This window comes from Enterobacter sp. ku-bf2 (assembly GCF_001742765.1).
Taxonomy (GTDB): Bacteria; Pseudomonadota; Gammaproteobacteria; order Enterobacterales; family Enterobacteriaceae; genus Enterobacter; species Enterobacter quasiroggenkampii.
This window is the reverse complement of the sequence record NZ_MDVW01000001.1, coordinates 992,104-1,009,762: the sequence shown is the minus strand read 5'-3', so window position 1 is coordinate 1,009,762 and position 17,659 is coordinate 992,104. Positions and strand designations below refer to the sequence as shown.

Sequence of the window (17,659 nt, the reverse complement as noted above, 5' to 3'; positions counted from 1 at the left end):
ACAACAGGTTATCTGTAGGGTTATTACGGGTTCACGAAGGTGTTTTTCACCCGTGTCGAACGCTTGAAGTAGGGCACCATCAGCGCCGCGGCCAGCAACGGGAAAAGCAGTTGACGAACGGCCAGCGCGTCTGAAACGGGCGAAAAAGCAAATGCCTTCACCGCCAGCAGGACCGAAACCAGCAGCCAGATAATGTAGTGCTTAGGCACATTCTTACGGCGCTTAAAGAAGGCAATGGTCAGCCACAGCGTGTAGTACCACATCCCGATCGCGAAAACGAACGACACAAACCACAAAGCAATATTAAGCACGCTTTGCGACATCAGGGTCTGGATGGCGTGGGGGGTAATCAGTGCGGTGGTATAAAGCAGCAGCGCAAGTGATGCGCTTAATAAGGCAACCAGCAGCCATGCCAGTGGGGCGATTAACCAGCCTCCAATGCGTTCTCCAGGCGTTGCGGTCATGAACTCTCCCATAATCTGCGCGAAATGTTGTACAGCCAGTTGGCAGGGCGGAGAGTATATAACATTTCGCGCGGATGGCTACTTTCTTATAAAACGTAACGCCATACGGACTTAGGCACTTCGCCGACGTTGAACAAACGACCACCGGAGACCAGCTCCGCACGGCGATGGTCAGCGGCGCGATACATATTAATGATGTCCTGATTATCCGACAGGGTGTAGTTCAGATGGTCAAACAGTTTTTCCAGGCTCTCAAGCGAATTGATCTTGCGAAATTTTAATAAATAGTCCTGAACTGTCATATTAATAAGTTTCCATATAAAAGTGAGTAATACCAGTTAAGGTAATTCGTTCGAATAATAAACGGATTAATAAAGACGTAAACAGCCCACTCAGGTAACGCGACGAAATTAGGAGTTTTCTTTGCTGAAATTCAGGCATCAGACGATGCCTGGAAGAGAAGGTTAACCGTGTTCACCAGGGCTGGCAATAAGTAACTGACATATTATGTCACTCTTTATTGCAGTAACCGGTTACTTAGGTTGAGCGACGGTGACAGGCTCCGGCGGCTGGTAGTTATCGATATGGCTGGCAACGCCCAGCAAAATGACCGAAACCCCAAGGACAATCCATCCCGCTAATTCAATGATTCGATTAATAATTGACGTCATGATACGTAATTGTACTTTATCCATAAAGACAGGGCGCAAATGTTACAGCGACGTTTCCCTGACGGCAAGGGCTTTGGGAACGGTTCCCTTAAACAAAATCAGTAGGTTAATACTATGTAACAAAAACAATCCGTATAACCTGCTATTTTACGTCATAGGGCACATTATTAATCCGTGGTAATGCCAGGCTAGCCAGTGTGAAATAAGAACGTCATAACAGAGGATGGCACTATGAGTGATAATATCCGCGTTGGGCTTATCGGTTACGGGTACGCGAGCAAAACGTTTCATGCGCCTCTGATAGCCGGGACGCCGGGCATGGCGCTGGCGGCGGTATCCAGCAGCGACGCTACAAAAGTCCATGCCGACTGGCCTTCCGTGCCGGTTGTCTCAGAGCCGAAACATCTTTTCAACGATCCCAATATTGATTTAATCGTTATCCCCACGCCGAACGATACCCACTTCCCGCTGGCAAAGGCCGCGCTGGAAGCCGGGAAACATGTGGTTGTCGATAAACCCTTCACCGTGACACTGTCACAGGCGCGCGAGCTGGATGCGCTGGCAAAGAGTCTGGGCAGGCTGCTGTCGGTGTTTCATAACCGCCGCTGGGACAGCGATTTTCTGACGGTAAAACGGCTTCTCAGTGAAGGCGCGTTAGGGGAGATCCTCTTTTTTGAATCCCACTTTGACCGTTTTCGCCCGCAGGTACGAAACCGCTGGCGCGAGCAGGCCGGCCCTGGCAGCGGCATCTGGTATGATTTAGCCCCGCATCTGCTGGATCAGGCCGTCAATCTTTTTGGCCTGCCGGTGAGCATGACGGTCGATCTGGCCCAGCTCAGACCCGGGGCACAGACAACCGATTACTTCCACGCGGTGCTCAGTTACCCGCAGCGGCGGATTGTGCTGCACGGTACGATGGTCGCGGCTGCAGAATCTGCCCGCTATATTATTCACGGCACGCGCGGGAGCTACGTGAAGTTTGGTCTCGACCCGCAGGAAGACAGGCTGAAAAACGGTGAGCGTCTGCCGCAGGAAGACTGGGGCTATGATATGCGCGACGGCGTCGTCACGCGGGTGGAAGGCGAGGAGCTGGTCGAAGAGACCTTGCTGACGATACCGGGTAACTATCCGGCGTATTATGCCGCTATCCGCGATGCGCTAAACGGCACGGGGGAGAACCCGGTTCCGGCCAGCCAGGCGATACAGATTATGGAGCTGATTGAGCTGGGCATCGAATCTGCCAAACATCGCGCCACGCTCTGTCTGGCATAAGTTTTGACGTTGTTGTAGGCCGGGTAAGGCGTAGCCGCCACCCGGCAAAAGGGTTTACGCGGTTGCCACCTTATCCCGCAGAGCCTGCTTCTCCGCAGGCGTCAGGAAGGCGATCTCCAGCCCGTTAATCTGCGCCTGACGGATCTGCTCGCGGCTCAACCCCGCCTGCGGAGCTGCGATGTTGTACTCGTGGATGATATCCACGCCCTGAACCGCCGGATCGTCCGTATTCAGAGAGGCCAGCACGCCGTGTTCAAGGAACGTTTTCAGCGGGTGCTGCGACAGCGATGCTACGGTGCTGGTCTGAATGTTAGACGTCAGGCATGACTCAATACCGATACTCTGCTCCGCCAGGAAATCCATCAGCGCGCGATCTTCGACTGCCTTCACGCCGTGACCAATACGCTCTGCGCCCAGCTCGCGGATGGCCTGCCAGATGCTTTCCGGGCCAGCCGCTTCACCCGCATGTACGGTAATGTGCCAGCCGGCATCGCGCGCGCGGTTGAAGTGGGAGAGGAACAGGCTACCCGGGAAGCCCAGTTCGTCACCGGCGAGGTCGACGGCGGTGATGGCATCACGATGGGCCAGCAGCGCCTCCAGCTCCTGCAGGCAGGCGGCTTCACCGAACGTACGGCTCATGATGCCGATCAGGCGGGCCTGAACGTCGAAGGTTTTACACCCTTCGCGGACGCCTTCAATGACGGCTTCCACCACGCCTGCAACGGGCAGGTTGTGGGTCATCGCCATATAGCCCGGCGAGAAGCGCAGCTCGACGTAGTGCAGGCCGTTGCGGGCGGCATCTTCGATGTTCTCAAACGCCACGCGGCGGCAGGCATCCAGCGACGCCAGCATCTTCACGCCCCAGTCGAGTTTGCTCAGGAAGCTCACCAGGTCCGGTTCATTAGAGGTCACCTGTACGTGAGGGATCAAGGACTCAAGGGTCTGAGCAGGAAGCGTTAAATTGAACTGGCGGCCAAGATCGAGGATGGTTTGGGCACGAATGTTACCGTCAAGGTGACGATGAATATCAGTTAAAGGCAGGCGTGTATCAATCATGGTCGCACTCTTTTCTGGTTAAAGTGCGCCATATTATAAAAACAAAACGGGGTAAAAAGCTATTTGCGCAAGGGAATATTCCGTTGCGCAAGTTAATTACAGGAGCGTGTTAATCCCGGCGATGAGGCGTTGAACCCCTTGCTCCAGCTTGCTGCGGGGGCAGCCCGCATTTAAGCGCACGAAGCCATTTCCCTCTTTCCCGTAGGTATATCCCGGCATGATGGCAACTTTTTGCTGCTCGATCAGCACTTTTTGCAGCGCCCGATCGTCAATGTTCAGCGGGCGCAGATCGATCCAGGCCAGATAGGTCGCGTCCGGTGCCTGCCAGTTCAGTTTCGGAAAAGCGCGGTTTACTTCCTGCGCAATATACGACAAATTCCCTTCGAGATAACCTCGCAGTGCATCCAGCCACGGCTCCCCCTGCTGGTAGGCGGCGATATGCGCCGTCAGCGCCAGCACGGAAGGGGAAGAGAGCCCGTCCCGTCCTTTTAGCGCGCTGAGATAGCCGTTACGACTCTCTTCATCGCCGATCAGGCCGTAAGCCCCGGTCAGCGCCGGAATGTTAAAGCTTTTCGAGCCGGAGGTCAGAAGCGCCCATTTGCCCCGCGCTACGGCGTTCCACGGCGTGTGACGATGTTCTCCCCAAACCATGTCCATATGGATTTCATCGCTGATAACCGCCACGTCATAGCGTGCGCACAGTTCCGCCATGTGCGTCAGCTCATCCCGCGTCCAGACCTTGCCGGTCGGGTTCTGCGGGCTGCACAGCAGTAAAATTTTGTTTTCCGGTTTCGCCAGCGCCGCTTCGAGGGCTGCCATATTGCCCTGCCAGCCTGTAGCCTGCTTTTCCATCTCAACCGCCACAACACGACGCGCGTTACCCTCAATGGCTTTATAAAACGCATCGTATGCCGGGGTGTGCACCACCACGCCGTCGCCGGGGGTTGACCAGAGGCGTATCAGTTCAGAGACCATATAGATGACGGATGGACCATAAACCACGTTTTCAGTATCAATCCGGCTGTTAAAACGCTGCTGGAACCAGTGCGCAACGGCGGCGAGAAACTCGTCGTTTTTCCAGCGGCTATAGCCAAATACGCCGTGATGAATGCGCTGCTGCAGCGCGTCGATTATGCAGGGGGCGGTGGCGAAATCCATATCCGAGATGGTGAAGGGCAGCAGATCGTCCGCGCCAAAACGGTCGGCGACGTAGTCCCACTGCGTACACCAGGTGCCGTGTCGATCCACGACGGTGGAGAAATCAAACATGCTTAAATCCTTAACGTAAAACCCCCTCATGGTGAGGGGGCGGAGGCATCAGGCTTCTACTGTTCGCATCAGGGTTGCCAGTTCATCTTTCACTGACTGTACCTGCGGGCCGATAACCACCTGCAAATTGTGCTGATTTAACTGTACCACGCCGATAGCCCGGTTGGCTTTCAGGGCGTTGGTATCTACTTTTGACATATCCGCCACCGACAAACGCAGGCGGGTAATGCAGTTATCCAGTGAGGTAATGTTCTCCGCACCGCCCAGCGCCGCCAGAATGGCAGGGGTGTTGTAGCCGGATTTACCCACGGTACCGGCAACCGCCTGTTCCACGCTGGTGGCCGTATCGGTATCGCGGCCTGGCGTTTTCAGGTTAAAGCGGGTGATGGCGAAGCGGAAGATCCCGTAGTACACCACGAACCAGATTGCCGCCACGACCGGGACCAGATACCACTTGGTGGAGAGGCCGTGCAGGATCCCGAAGACCACGAAGTCAATCACGTTGCCGTCGGTGTTGCCGATGGTGACGCCCAGCACCGCCATCACGGTAAAGCCCAGACCGGTCAGCACAGCGTGAATCAGATACAGCACCGGCGCAACGAACAGGAACAGGAACTCGATAGGCTCGGTGGTCCCACCCACGACGCAGGCGATCACGCCGGAAATCAGCAGGCCTTTAATTTTATGACGGTTTTCCGGACGCGCGCAGTGGTACATCGCCAGTGCGGCACCCGGCAGGCCGCCGAGGAAGGCAGGCATTTTACCCTGAGACAGGAAGCGGGTGGCGCTTTCGGAGAAGCCGTGTGTCGTCGGGCAGCTCAGCTGCGCCTGGAAGATGGTCAGCGCACCGCTCACGTCGTGACCGCACACCTCCATCGTCCCGCCCGCTTCGGTGAAGCGAATCAGGGCCACCAGGATATGCTGCAGGCCAAACGGCAGCAGCAGACGCTCGCCGGTACCGAAGATCATCGGACCGAAATCTCCCGCGCCATTGATGATGCGGCCAATGCCGTTGATGCCCATCGCGAAGACCGGCCAGATCAGCGGAATGATCAGACCAAACAGGCCCATCACCACCAGGGTGATAATCGGCACAAAGCGGGTACCGCCGAAGAAGGCCAGGGCATCCGGCAGACGGATATTGTGGAAGCGCTCGTGCAGCATCCAGATAATCACCCCGGCGATCACCGCCCCGAGGATCCCGGTATCAATAGACTGGATACCAATCACGCTCTGAATGTTGTTAGCTTTCAGCACGGCAGCGTCGGTGGTCGGCAGAATGCCTTTCGCGGTCAGCCAGAAGTTAACCGCCAGGTTCATCACCGCGTAACCCACAAAACCGGCAAACGCCGCGACGCCTTTGTTCTCGCGGGCCAGGCCCAGCGGGATAGCAATACAGAACATCACGGGCAGGAAACTAAACGCGAAGGAGCCGACTTTACTCATCCAGATAAAGATCGCCTGCAGCACGGGGGTGCCGAGGAACGGGATCAGCGTGATGACGTCTTTACTGCTGAGGGAGCTGCCGATACCCAGCATGATCCCGCAGAACGAGAGGAGTGCCACGGGCAGCATAAAGGTTTTACCCAGTTGCTGGAAAAATTCCCACAGCGATATTTTTTGTGCTGCTTTCGCCGTCATAAAACGACTCCTTTATTGTTAAAATCAGTTTGTCTGCTTCAATGCTGCGAGAAGATAAAACGTTTTATCAAAGTTTAGTGCGCGCTAAATCACATTCTCAGGCTTTGACTGGTAGTATAAAGATAACGTATTGATAAAACGTTTTACCGATCTCATTTTTCAGGGAGTCACTCCAGGACATGGCTGTAGCGAAGAAAGTCACCATCAACGATGTCGCGCTGGCGGCGGGGGTTTCCGTCAGCACCGTTTCTCTGGTACTGAGCGGAAAAGGGCGCATCTCTCCCGCGACCGGTCAGCGGGTGAACGAGGCGGTTGAACAGTTGGGCTTTGTGCGTAACCGCCAGGCGTCGGCGCTGCGCGGTGGGCAAAGCGGGGTGATTGGCCTGATTGTTCGTGACCTGACGTCACCGTTCTATGCGGAGTTAACTGCCGGGTTAACCGAAGCGCTTGAAGCGCAGGGGCGGATGGTCTTTCTGCTGCACGGCGGGCGCGAGGCCGATCAGCTGCTTTCCCGGCTCGATATGCTGCTGAACCAGGGGGTGGACGGGGTGATCGTCGCCGGAGCATCGGGCGTGGGCAGTGAACTGTGCGAGCGCGCCGCCGAAAAAGGCGTGCCGCTGGTGTTTGCATCGCGCGCCAGCTACCTCGACGAAGCCGATACGTTGCGCCCGGATAACATGCAGGCCGCGCAAATGCTGACCGAGCATCTTATTCGTCGTGGGCATCAGCGCATTGCCTGGCTGGGCGGTAAAAGCTCGTCCCTTACCCGCGCCGAGCGGGTCGGCGGCTATTGTGCGACGCTGATTAAATACGGACTGCCGTTCCACAGCGAGTGGGTCGTGGAGTGTGAATCCAGCCAGAAGATGGCGGCGGAAGCGATAGGCGCGCTGCTGCGAAGCAGCCCGACCATCAGCGCCGTGATTTGCTATAACGATATGATTGCTATGGGCGCCTGGTTTGGCCTGATCCGCGCCGGGCGTCAGAGCGGCGAGGGCGGGGTGGAAACCTTCTTCGGCCACCAGGTGGCGCTGGGGGCGTTCGCCGACGTCGGGGAAAACGCCCTCGACGACCTGCCGATCGTCTGGGCCACCACCCCAGCGCGGGAGATGGGTTACACCCTGGCGGACAGAATCATGCAGCGTATCGACAATGCGGATGTGCAGGCCGGGCACCAGATTGTGGCGGCGCGGTTAGTGACGGTGAAATAATATCGCCCGTCGGCGCTGCGCTGGCCCGGAATCGTAGGCCGGGTAAGCGTCAGCGCCACCCGGCAATAAAAAACCCCTCATGCGAGGGGTTTGACGTTTACTGTTGCGGTGCCGCCGGTTCGGCTGGCGCAGCCGGTTCAGCCGGTTCCGGCATCCCCAGAGCAGGCATACCAAACATGCCTACGAAGTCTTCCAGCGGCATTTTGTCGCCGTTGAGCGTGACCTGGCCGTTGGCGTACTGCAGGCTGGTGGAAATCGTGTTGTTGTCCACCTTCGTGATGCGGAACATCTGGCCCATTGCCGCCAGACCTTTCACCTGCTGGTTCGCCAGCTTGCCGGCATCTTCATCGCCGTAGCCTTCCAGTTTCGCAATCTGGGTCATAAACTCGGTCGCCATATCCATCGGGATGGTCAGCTTGCTGTCGAGCGACTTCACGCTGCGATCCACTTCCTGCGCCAGCGTCTGCGGTTCACCCGTTGCAGTGGCCGGATCTTTCAGGAACAGAGACAGGTTGAAGCTGGTTTCGCCTTTGCTGTTTTTCCAGCTCAGCGGCGCAACGGTGATCACCGGCTCGCCTTTCAGCAGGATCGGCAGGTTGTTGAACAGTACCGCCATCGCCTGCTGCTGGTACACTTCCGGATTCTGCTGCAGTGCGGTATCGGTCAGCAGCGCCTGGCTCTCTTTGCTGTATTTCTGGCTGAATTCGTGCCACGCCTGGCCGTCGATATTGCCGATCTTCAGCGACAGTTTGCCGGTGCCCAGATCCTGATTCTGTACTTTCAGGCTCTTCAGCGTGTAATCCAGCTGGGTATTGATGCTCTTGGCGTCTTTGGACACGTCGGATTTTCCGTTTACGTCCATGCCTTCCAGCACGGCCATCTCTTTCCCTTCAACCGCAATGGCAACTTTATCGAGAGACAGTTTCTGATCGCCGATACGCTCTTTGAAATCGGTCATGCGGCTGTTGCCGTCGGCTTTCAGGTTGTTGAAGGTGAGCTGAACTTTTTGATTGTATTCGTTCACGGCATTGACCAGGCCGCTTTCCGCTTCACCCGTCAGGGAGAACACGTTTCCGTCGCGGTCCGCGTCAAGTTTGAAGTGACCGCCGCTAAAAGCAACTTTCTCATTCTCTTTCTCGTAGTTCAGCGCTTTCAGGGCAATATCAGAACTCGTGTCACCGGCATAGCTGATGCGGGTGTCGATCTCGAAAGGTGAGGTATTTTTGGCCAGATCGAACAGCGGTTTGGTGACGTCGTTATTCACCAGGACCGTGTGAACGGACGCCATCGACGGGATCAGATTAAAGGACTTCAGCTGCGCCAGCGGGAATGGACCGTGGCTTACCACTTCATCCAGCACCACGCTCTGGCCCGGTTTCAGCCAGCCGTTTTCCGTACCGGCAACCGGCTTCACCACAACCTGCATACGGCTGGTAAACACACCGCGTTCATAGTTCTGGTAGCTCAGCTCAAGGCCCGCTTCCGGCGCGCTGCGCTTAATCTCTCCGTTAGCCTGCGCCACCATCTCAGCCAGACGGCCTTCCAGCTGTTTCCCGGTAAACCAGGAGGCACCCGTCCAGACCACGCCTAACGCTACAATCACTCCTACCGCTACGACCGATTTTTTCATTGCGACTATCCCTAAAATGAAACCAGGCGGTAAAAACCGCCTGGAGATATTAAGCCTGCAACTAGCTTAGCAAGAGTTGTTAAAAAAATCAGTAAGTCCCTAATACCCGTCATACTTCAAGTTGCCTGTGCGTTGGCTTTCCTCGCTCACCCCAGTCACGTACTTATGTACGCTCCTGGGGATTCGCTGCGTCGCCGCCTTCATGCAACTCGAATTATTTAGGGTATAGCTTATTGAAAACGCGCGCCAGACGACCGGTGCCGCTTACGCTAACCGGAGACTCATTGGCAGCAACGAATGCTGACTCACCGGGCTTAAGCACCAGACGCTGTTCGCCTTTGCGCAGCGTCGCTTCGCCCTCGACGCAGAACAGGATCGCCGCACTCTCCTGAGCCACAGACGTTTCGGCGCTGCTCAGGTCGTGCAGGGAGAAGGCAAAATCGTCCACCGGAATCGGGAAATCCAGCTCTGCGCCGTTTTTCACCGGCTGAGTCAGCAGCTCTGCGGCAGGTTTCGCCACAAACTTCACGTTGGCAACCAGCTCGGGGATGTCTATGTATTTTGGCGTCAGGCCCGCGCGCAGCACGTTATCGGAGTTGGCCATCACCTCCAGCGCCACGCCCTGAAGGTAGGCGTGCGGGGTTTCAGCGAACAGGAACATTGCTTCACCCGGATTCAGCTTCACCACGTTCAGCAGCAGAGGGGAGAACAGGCCGCTGTCGTCCGGATAGAATTCGGAAATCAGACGGATGGTCTCCCACGGTTCACCTTGCTGGCTGTCCAGGGCGGCTTTCAATACCGCCAGCGCGTGGGACTTCTCTTCACCCTGCATATTCAGCAGGCTGGCAAACAGCTGGCTCAGCGCGTCGGCGTTCGGGTTTTCAAGGAAATGCGCGATAGCGTTATGGGCACCCGCGACCGGCTGCAGCAGGGAGATAATTTCTGAAAACTCGCGGAACGCATTCATCGCCAGGAAAGGCGTCAGCGCGAACACCAGTTCCGGCTTGTGGTTAGGATCTTTGTAGTTACGCTCGGCGGCGTCTAACGGAATACCCGCCGCGTTCTCTTTCGCAAAGCCGATTTCAGACGCTTGCTTGTTCGGGTGAACCTGGATGGAGAGCGGCTGGTCTGCGCACAGCACTTTAAACAGGAACGGCAGTTCGCCAAAGCGCTGAGCCACCTTGTCGCCCAGCAGCGCGGCTTTATCGGCCTCTATTACGTCACGCAGGCTGCGTACCTGACCGCTGGCGTCTTCAATTTTTGAGCTGCTCTTCGGGTGCGCCCCCATCCACAGTTCTGCCATCGGCAGGTTGTTCGGGTTCGCGATACCGTAGAGATCCGTTAACGCAGTTTTACTTCCCCAGGCGTAGTTCTGCACTGAGTTAATGAGTTTTTGCATTATCAAGCCCTGATTCAATGATGGAATTAACTCCGGGTATTAAAGCAATAAACCACATGGAAGTAACCTGTGGATGTAAAAAGTCGTACTAGTCTCAGTTTTTGTTAAAAAATTGTGTAGGATAAGCTGACTCGCTTTTAAGCCGGGCAGCGGAACATCTGCCCTGAATAAACAGACCGAAGCAGTAAGTGAGAGAACAATGTCGAATAAACCCTTCCATTATCAGGATCCTTTTCCCCTCAGTAAGGATCAGACCGAGTATTACCTGTTAACCCGCGATCACGTCTCCGTCTCTGAGTTTGAAGGACAAGAGATCCTCAAGGTGGATCCGCAGGCGCTGACGCTGCTGGCGCAGCACGCTTTCCACGACGCCTCGTTTATGCTCCGTCCTGCCCATCAGCAGCAGGTGGCCGATATTCTGAGTGACCCGGAAGCCAGCGAAAACGATAAGTACGTTGCCCTGCAGTTCCTGCGTAACTCCGATATCGCGGCGAAAGGCATTCTGCCAACCTGTCAGGATACCGGTACGGCGATCATCGTCGGTAAAAAAGGCCAGCGCGTCTGGACCGGCGGCGGTGATGAAGCGGCGCTGGCGCACGGTGTTTATAACACCTACACCGAAGACAACCTGCGCTATTCGCAAAACGCCGCGCTGGACATGTACAAAGAGGTCAACACCGGCACCAACCTGCCAGCACAGATTGACCTCTACAGCGTCGACGGTGATGAGTACAAATTCCTCTGTATCGCTAAAGGCGGCGGTTCGGCCAACAAAACCTATCTCTATCAGGAAACCAAAGCGCTGCTTACCCCGGGCAAGCTGAAGAATTACCTGGTTGAGAAGATGCGCACCCTCGGCACCGCGGCGTGCCCGCCGTACCATATCGCGTTTGTGATTGGCGGTACCTCGGCGGAAAGCACGCTGAAAACTGTGAAGCTGGCCTCAACCAAATACTACGACGGCCTGCCTACCGAAGGTAACGAACATGGTCAGGCGTTCCGCGACGTGCAGCTTGAGCAGGAGCTGCTGGAAGAAGCGCGTAACCTGGGCCTCGGCGCGCAGTTTGGCGGCAAATACTTCGCTCACGACGTGCGCGTGATCCGTCTTCCGCGTCACGGCGCTTCCTGCCCGGTCGGGATGGGCGTCTCCTGCTCTGCGGATCGCAACATCAAAGCGAAGATCAACCGCGAAGGCGTGTGGATCGAAAAACTGGAAAACAACCCGGGTAAATACATTCCGGAAGCGCTGCGTAAAGCGGGCGAGGGGGAAGCGGTTCGCGTTGACCTGAACCGTCCGATGAAAGAGATTCTGGCGCAGCTGTCTCAGTATCCGGTTTCGACCCGTCTCTCCCTCAACGGCACGATTATCGTGGGCCGCGACATCGCGCACGCGAAGCTGAAAGAGCGCCTGGACAACGGCGAAGGGCTGCCGCAGTACATTAAAGATCACCCGATCTACTACGCGGGCCCGGCGAAAACGCCTGAAGGCTACGCCTCTGGCTCGTTAGGCCCGACCACGGCAGGCCGTATGGACTCGTACGTCGACCAGTTGCAGGCCAACGGTGGCAGCATGATCATGCTCGCGAAAGGCAACCGCAGCCAGCAGGTGACGGACGCCTGCCACAAGCACGGTGGCTTCTACCTCGGCAGCATCGGCGGCCCGGCTGCGGTTCTGGCGCAGGGCAGCATCAAGAGCCTGGAGTGCTTGGAATACCCGGAACTGGGTATGGAAGCGATCTGGAAAATTGAAGTGGAAGATTTCCCGGCGTTTATCCTCGTGGATGACAAAGGCAACGACTTCTTCAAGCAGATCCAGTCCTCTCAGTGTTCGGCGTGTGTGAAGTAATTCTGTAAATTGCCGGGTGGCGCTGACGCTTACCCGGCCTGGATTCTCGTAGGTCGGGTAAGGCGCAGCCGCCACCCGACACCAAAAAGAGCGCACAAAGCGCCATAACGTTTCTCAGAAGTCATCAATACTTATCCCTTAAGCATGTGAGCAATCCCGACAGTGTTATCAAGGAGAAAGTAATGACAACGGTACGCCATGAGAAAGACTCGATGGGCGCCATCGACGTCCCGGCCGACAAGCTATGGGGCGCGCAAACCCAGCGTTCGCTGGAGCATTTCCGTATCTCGACTGAAAAAATGCCCGTCTCGCTGATTCAGGCGCTGGCCCTCACCAAACGTGCGGCCGCAAAAGTGAACCAGGATTTAGGCCTGCTGGCGGCAGACAAGGCCACCGCCATCATAAATGCCGCCGACGAAGTGCTGGCGGGCAAGCATCCCGACGAATTCCCTCTCGCCATCTGGCAGACCGGTTCCGGCACCCAAAGCAACATGAACATGAACGAAGTGCTGGCGAACCGGGCAAGCGAACTGCTGGGCGGCGTGCGCGGCATGGAGCGTAAGGTTCATCCGAACGATGACGTCAACAAGAGCCAGAGTTCTAACGACGTCTTCCCCACGGCCATGCACGTGGCGGCGGTGATTGCGATTCGCGAACAGCTTATCCCACAGCTTAACGTCCTGAAATCTACGCTCAACGAGAAGGCGCAGGCCTTCCGCGACATCGTCAAAATCGGCCGTACACACCTGCAGGATGCCACGCCGCTGACGCTCGGCCAGGAGATTTCCGGCTGGGTGGCGATGCTGGAACACAACCTGAAGCACATTGAGAACAGCCTGCCGCACCTGGCGGAGCTGGCGCTCGGCGGCACGGCGGTGGGCACCGGGTTAAACACCCATCCGGAGTATCCGGTGCGCGTGGCGGAGGAGCTTGCAAATATCACCGGGCAGCCGTTCGTCACGGCGCCCAACAAGTTCGAAGCGCTGGCGACCTGCGATGCGCTGGTCCACACCCACGGCGCGCTGAAAGGGCTGGCGGCCTCGCTGATGAAAATCGCCAACGACGTGCGCTGGCTGGCCTCGGGCCCGCGCTGCGGCATCGGTGAAATCAGCATTCCGGAAAACGAGCCGGGCAGCTCCATCATGCCGGGTAAAGTCAACCCGACCCAGTGCGAAGCCATGACCATGCTCTGCTGTCAGGTACTGGGCAACGACGTGGCCGTTAACCTGGGCGGTGCATCCGGCAACTTCGAGCTGAACGTCTATCGTCCGATGGTGATCCACAACGTTCTGCAATCGATTCGTCTACTGGCAGACGGCATGGAGAGCTTTAACGAACACTGCGCGGTGGGGATCGAGCCAAACCGCGAGCGCATCAGCCAGCTGTTAAATGAGTCGCTGATGCTGGTGACCGCGCTCAATACCCACATTGGCTACGACAAAGCCGCCGAGATCGCCAAAAAAGCGCATAAGGAGGGGCTGACGCTGAAAGCCTCCGCCCTGGCGCTGGGCTATCTGACGGAGGCGGAGTTCGATGCCTGGGTGCGCCCTGAAGCGATGGTCGGCAGCCTGAAATAATCAACGCGCCACGTACAGGTGCAGCCGCGGAATAATCAGCTGCAGCGGCTGCGCCTGAGGTCGGTAACGGTGCTGGACATTTTCTGCATCGTAATTCAGCAACTCACCAATATCCGGCACGATAGCCCCCTGATCGGCATCATAGAGCGCAATCAGCGGCGTTGGACAGGCATACTGCACCTGTTTTTGCTGGCCGGAATACCAGACGCGGGCGATAGGCTGAACCTTCACCGGGCGCTTAATTTTGAGGCGCGTATCCGCCGGTAGCGAGGCGATGCTGTGGTACTCCTGCTCCAGGCGCTCAATCCACTGCTCACGTGACCACGGTGCGACGGTGCGTGGCGCCTTCAGACTTTTTTCCAGCTGCGCCAGGATCTCATCCCGGGTGAAGTTTTTAATGATGTGCTTATTCGCCCAGCCGAAGCGCAGCGTGGCGGGATGGCGCAGTACCGTCAGCGTACGATAGGCATTCAGCGTAATTAACCCCGGAAGCTGACGGTGTACCCATTCAAACCGGGCGGCAGGGGCCAGGCCCGACTCCTCGGTAACGATCTTCTCAAATGCCGCTTTCAGGCTGTTGATATGGGCAATCTGGCTTTCCAGCGCCTCGCGCGCGGCGGCATCGGTTTGCAGGCAGATCACGCCCGGAAGCCGCACGGCCGCCTTGCTGCTGCGCTGTTCAGACTGCTGCTGGATAAAAAGATGGCGATAGTGTTTCATCGCCAGTTCCAGCGCGGCCTTGCCGATGTGCTGCTTCACGTCGATGGTGTCCAGCGGATCGTGCTCGGCCCCTTTGGCCACCTCGGGCAGGGTAAAGACGCGCGCGGCCAGCAGGCGGCAGGTCTGCAAACGTTCTGTCAGGGTCAGCAGCTCGTGTTCTATTTCCCGAAACGTGCTGTTCAGCCGTTCAATAAGATCGTAGGTCGCCATAAGCCCCTCTCATTAGTTACAACATACTTATCATATAGCACAGCACGCCGGGTCAGGCCAGCGTGCGGTTGAGGTCAGGCAGGAACGGGAAGGGCGATGTTATGGTACACCGGCCAGCTAAAGCAGAAGCGCGCGCCGCCAAGCTCGCTCTCCTCGCAATGCACCGTGCCGCCCATGGCCTGCGCGATAGAGTAGACAATGGCCAGCCCCAGACCACAGCCTCCGGTGGCGCGATCGCGGCTGGGATCGAGGCGGACAAACGGTTCAAACACGGTTTCGCGCGCCTCCGGCGCAATCCCCGGCCCGTCATCCTCTACCGTCAGGCTGGCCTGATTACCCTGCAAATCCAGCCCAATCTGTAGCGTACTTTCGCTGTAGCGCATGGCGTTGTTCATCAGATTGTCCAGCACGCGTTCCATCAGGCGCATATCGAGTGCGCCGTAGTCACCCGGCGTAACGCGTGTCAACAGCGTACGCTGCGGGTTCACGCTCTGAACGTCGTCAATGTGGGTTTGCAGCCACGCGGGCAGATCCGGCGTGCTGAGGTTCAGTTCGTTTTGCGGGCGATCGAGGCGCGCGTAGGTCAGCAGCTCCTCAATCAGCGCCTCAAGCTGGCCAATGTCGCGGTTAAGCGCCTGAGACTCTGCTTCCGTCAGATTCTCACTCATCTCCAGACGATAGCGCAGGCGCACCAGCGGCGTGCGCAGCTCGTGCGCAATCCCGTCGATGAGCTGTTTCTTACTGGCGATAAGGGCATTGATGTTATCGGCCATCTGGTTAAAGGCCACGCCCAAACGTTCAAAGCTGGAACCGCTGTCGAAGTGAATGCGCTCGGTAAAGTGTCCCTCACCAAAACGCTGCGCGGCGGACTCCAGCTTCAGCATGTCCTGCCAGTGCGGGCGCATCCAGATAAAAACCGGAAACGCCAGCGAAATGGCGATAAAGGCCATCAGCGCCATGTCCAGCAGGCGCATCTGATGCAGATAATAGAGATAGGGCACCGGCCCGACGGCCAGCACGTAATGGCTGCGTGGAATACGCTGGATAAAGGTGTATTTCTCATCCAGCGCGACGATATCCCCGTCGCGCAGACGCTGCATGGCGGGCGGGTCCAGATCGAAATCTTTCAACGGCTCGATGCGTAAATCGAATGACAGATTGAGATCCAGCTCTTTCAGGGTTTTCGCCCAGTCGTGTGGCGGGATCTCTCTCAGCTCGCTGCGCATCAAATACAGCGAGCTTTTCATCAGGTCGTCCAGAGACTGCCTGCCCGCACGTTCGGCAGTAAATTTATAGACCAGGCCGACCAGCATGGTCATCACCAGGAAGCAGACAAACAGTAAAAGATAAAACTGCACAAACAGCTTTTTCATTGGATCTCACCGAAAAAACGCTATATGCAGAATATACATGAAAACCCTTCGGGTTTTTCACGTCAGTCGAGCGTGTTACATGGCTTTCGCGCTGTTTTTTACCTTGGCGATGAGTTTTTCCGTCACGGCCAGGCCTTCTGCAATATGCGTATCAATCACATCCGTTCCGTATTCGCTGATGAGGTCCAGCAGTATTTCGTAAGACTGAATGAGTTCCAGCAGGTCAAAGAGCGCTTTTTGATCGGTGCGTGAGGGGGAGGCGTGGTTCAGGGTTGCCTGATTAACAATCCACTCAAGATTGGTTTTTATCGCTTCTACCTGACCGTAGCTATACATAATTCATAAGCTTAAATCCTCATTTCAAGATTTATGGGAGAGATGTCGTGAAAGCTTCACGGCGAAAATGAGTAAAACAATCGCAAGAGCGGGGCGAGCTGAAGAAAGGAGAGTCGAGAAGGTAATTATGGAATAGTTCGCGTGCTTAGCAAGTTAATTGTTGCGCAAACGTAAAAATAAACGTCCGAAAAGAAGGCATCGTCGCGCAATGCCTTCATTTCGCGCAGGTTATCTTATCCGGCGCTCAGGTTTCCCACGCATGTGGGGCAAACAGATAGCCCTTGTTACGCACGGTTTTAATGCGGTAGGGCTCGGTGGCGTTATCCTGCAGTTTTTTGCGCAGACGCGAAATCGCCACGTCAACGCTGCGGTCCATTCCGTCGTAGCTTACGCCACGCAGGTTTTTCAGCAGCGCGTCACGGTCCATGATCTGCCCGGCATGCGTTGCCAGCTCCCACAGCAGGTCAAAATCTGCGGTGGAAAGGGCGATAAGCTCGCCAGAGAGCAGCACCTGACGGTTAATCGGATCAATAGACAGCGTACCGAAGCGCATCGCTTTGTGCGGCGTCAGAGACGGCGCCGGTGCTTCGCGTTCGATGCTGGCGTGCTGGCGTAAATGGAGGCGCAGGCGAGCGAGCAGGACGGCAGGCGGTGTGGTTTTCAGAATATAATCATTGGCACCCATCTCCAGCGATAAAATATGGTTCATATCGCTGTCCAGTGAGGTGAGCAGGACGATAGGGCCCTCCCAACGGGCGCGCAGGTCCCGGCAGAGCGTCATGCCGTCTTTGCCTGGCAACATAATATCCAGCAATACCAGATCCGGGTTTTCACGGACGACCACCTCTTCGGCACGATCGCCGCGAGGTTCAACAATGACGTCCATATCATGTTTACCCAGATAGGCGGCGATCAGCTGCCCGACTTCGGGTTCGTCTTCAACATAAACAATCTTATTCATACAGCGTCTGTTTTCGTGAAAAAAGC

At 56.6% G+C, this 17,659-nt stretch carries 16 protein-coding genes; 4 read left to right on the top strand and 12 right to left on the bottom strand.

The genetic code is table 11. From position 1 onward, the window contains the following. Positions 1-23 precede the first annotated feature (23 nt). The 3 genes from BFG58_RS04775 to blr form a co-directional block, all read right to left on the bottom strand. On the bottom strand, positions 24-464 hold the full coding sequence (locus BFG58_RS04775; RefSeq protein ID WP_069719370.1) for a DUF2569 domain-containing protein: 441 nt from the start codon (positions 462-464) through the stop codon (positions 24-26). Between the two features lie 86 nt (positions 465-550). After that, positions 551-766 carry a transcription modulator YdgT gene (ydgT, locus tag BFG58_RS04770; RefSeq protein WP_013096896.1) on the bottom strand — a complete coding sequence of 72 codons (216 nt, stop codon included), beginning with the start codon at positions 764-766 and terminating at the stop codon, positions 551-553. Between the two features lie 231 nt (positions 767-997). Further along, positions 998-1,123, bottom strand: a complete 126-nt coding sequence (gene blr / locus BFG58_RS04765) for a division septum protein Blr (protein WP_168112406.1) — start codon at positions 1,121-1,123, stop codon at positions 998-1,000. A gap of 243 nt (positions 1,124-1,366) precedes the next feature. Between blr and BFG58_RS04760 the strand changes: the two genes are divergently transcribed. Beyond that, entirely contained in the window at positions 1,367-2,407 is a 1,041-nt protein-coding gene (locus BFG58_RS04760; protein WP_069719369.1) for an oxidoreductase, read from the top strand. A 54-nt stretch (positions 2,408-2,461) separates the two neighbouring features. Here BFG58_RS04760 and add read toward each other — a convergent pair whose 3' ends face one another. The 3 genes from add to malX all read right to left on the bottom strand — a co-directional run bounded on the left by add (position 2,462) and on the right by malX (position 6,373). Next, on the bottom strand, positions 2,462-3,463 hold the full coding sequence (add, locus tag BFG58_RS04755) for an adenosine deaminase (RefSeq protein ID WP_069719368.1): 1,002 nt from the start codon (positions 3,461-3,463) through the stop codon (positions 2,462-2,464). A 96-nt stretch (positions 3,464-3,559) separates the two neighbouring features. Next, positions 3,560-4,732: a MalY/PatB family protein gene (locus tag BFG58_RS04750; protein WP_069719367.1), complete on the bottom strand. Its 1,173-nt coding sequence runs from the start codon at positions 4,730-4,732 to the stop codon at positions 3,560-3,562. A 48-nt stretch (positions 4,733-4,780) separates the two neighbouring features. Continuing rightward, a complete protein-coding gene (gene malX / locus BFG58_RS04745) occupies positions 4,781-6,373 on the bottom strand; it encodes a maltose/glucose-specific PTS transporter subunit IIBC (protein ID WP_024909342.1) in 1,593 nt (530 codons plus the stop codon). Between the two features lie 179 nt (positions 6,374-6,552). Here malX and BFG58_RS04740 point away from each other — a divergent pair, with 179 nt between their 5' ends. Continuing rightward, positions 6,553-7,581, top strand: a complete 1,029-nt coding sequence (locus tag BFG58_RS04740; protein WP_048030725.1) for a Mal regulon transcriptional regulator MalI — start codon at positions 6,553-6,555, stop codon at positions 7,579-7,581. Positions 7,582-7,678: 97 nt separating this feature from the next. On the opposite strand, the gene BFG58_RS04735 is transcribed toward BFG58_RS04740, so the two are convergent. Continuing rightward, on the bottom strand, positions 7,679-9,211 hold the full coding sequence (locus tag BFG58_RS04735) for a YdgA family protein (RefSeq protein ID WP_069719366.1): 1,533 nt from the start codon (positions 9,209-9,211) through the stop codon (positions 7,679-7,681). A gap of 214 nt (positions 9,212-9,425) precedes the next feature. Beyond that, positions 9,426-10,610: a mannose-6-phosphate isomerase gene (gene manA, locus BFG58_RS04730; protein ID WP_063621470.1), complete on the bottom strand. Its 1,185-nt coding sequence runs from the start codon at positions 10,608-10,610 to the stop codon at positions 9,426-9,428. Between the two features lie 199 nt (positions 10,611-10,809). On the opposite strand from manA, the gene fumA reads away from it, so the two are divergent. After that, positions 10,810-12,456, top strand: coding sequence for a class I fumarate hydratase FumA (fumA, locus tag BFG58_RS04725; RefSeq protein ID WP_069719365.1), 1,647 nt, complete (start codon positions 10,810-10,812; stop codon positions 12,454-12,456). A 182-nt stretch (positions 12,457-12,638) separates the two neighbouring features. Further along, positions 12,639-14,033 (top strand): class II fumarate hydratase, encoded by a 1,395-nt coding sequence (gene fumC / locus BFG58_RS04720; RefSeq protein ID WP_069719364.1) that lies wholly within the window; start codon positions 12,639-12,641, stop codon positions 14,031-14,033. On the opposite strand, the gene tus is transcribed toward fumC, so the two are convergent. The 4 genes from tus to rstA form a co-directional block, all read right to left on the bottom strand. Next, the gene (gene tus / locus BFG58_RS04715) at positions 14,034-14,963 is read right to left on the bottom strand and encodes a DNA replication terminus site-binding protein (protein WP_069719363.1); all 930 of its coding nucleotides are present in this window, start codon (positions 14,961-14,963) and stop codon (positions 14,034-14,036) included. Positions 14,964-15,037: 74 nt separating this feature from the next. Beyond that, positions 15,038-16,336 (bottom strand): two-component system sensor histidine kinase RstB, encoded by a 1,299-nt coding sequence (gene rstB / locus BFG58_RS04710; RefSeq protein ID WP_045910344.1) that lies wholly within the window; start codon positions 16,334-16,336, stop codon positions 15,038-15,040. Positions 16,337-16,411: 75 nt separating this feature from the next. Continuing rightward, positions 16,412-16,672, bottom strand: a complete 261-nt coding sequence (locus BFG58_RS04705; protein WP_045415030.1) for a hypothetical protein — start codon at positions 16,670-16,672, stop codon at positions 16,412-16,414. Between the two features lie 244 nt (positions 16,673-16,916). Then, entirely contained in the window at positions 16,917-17,633 is a 717-nt protein-coding gene (gene rstA / locus BFG58_RS04700; protein WP_021241154.1) for a two-component system response regulator RstA, read from the bottom strand. Positions 17,634-17,659: the final 26 nt, after the last annotated feature.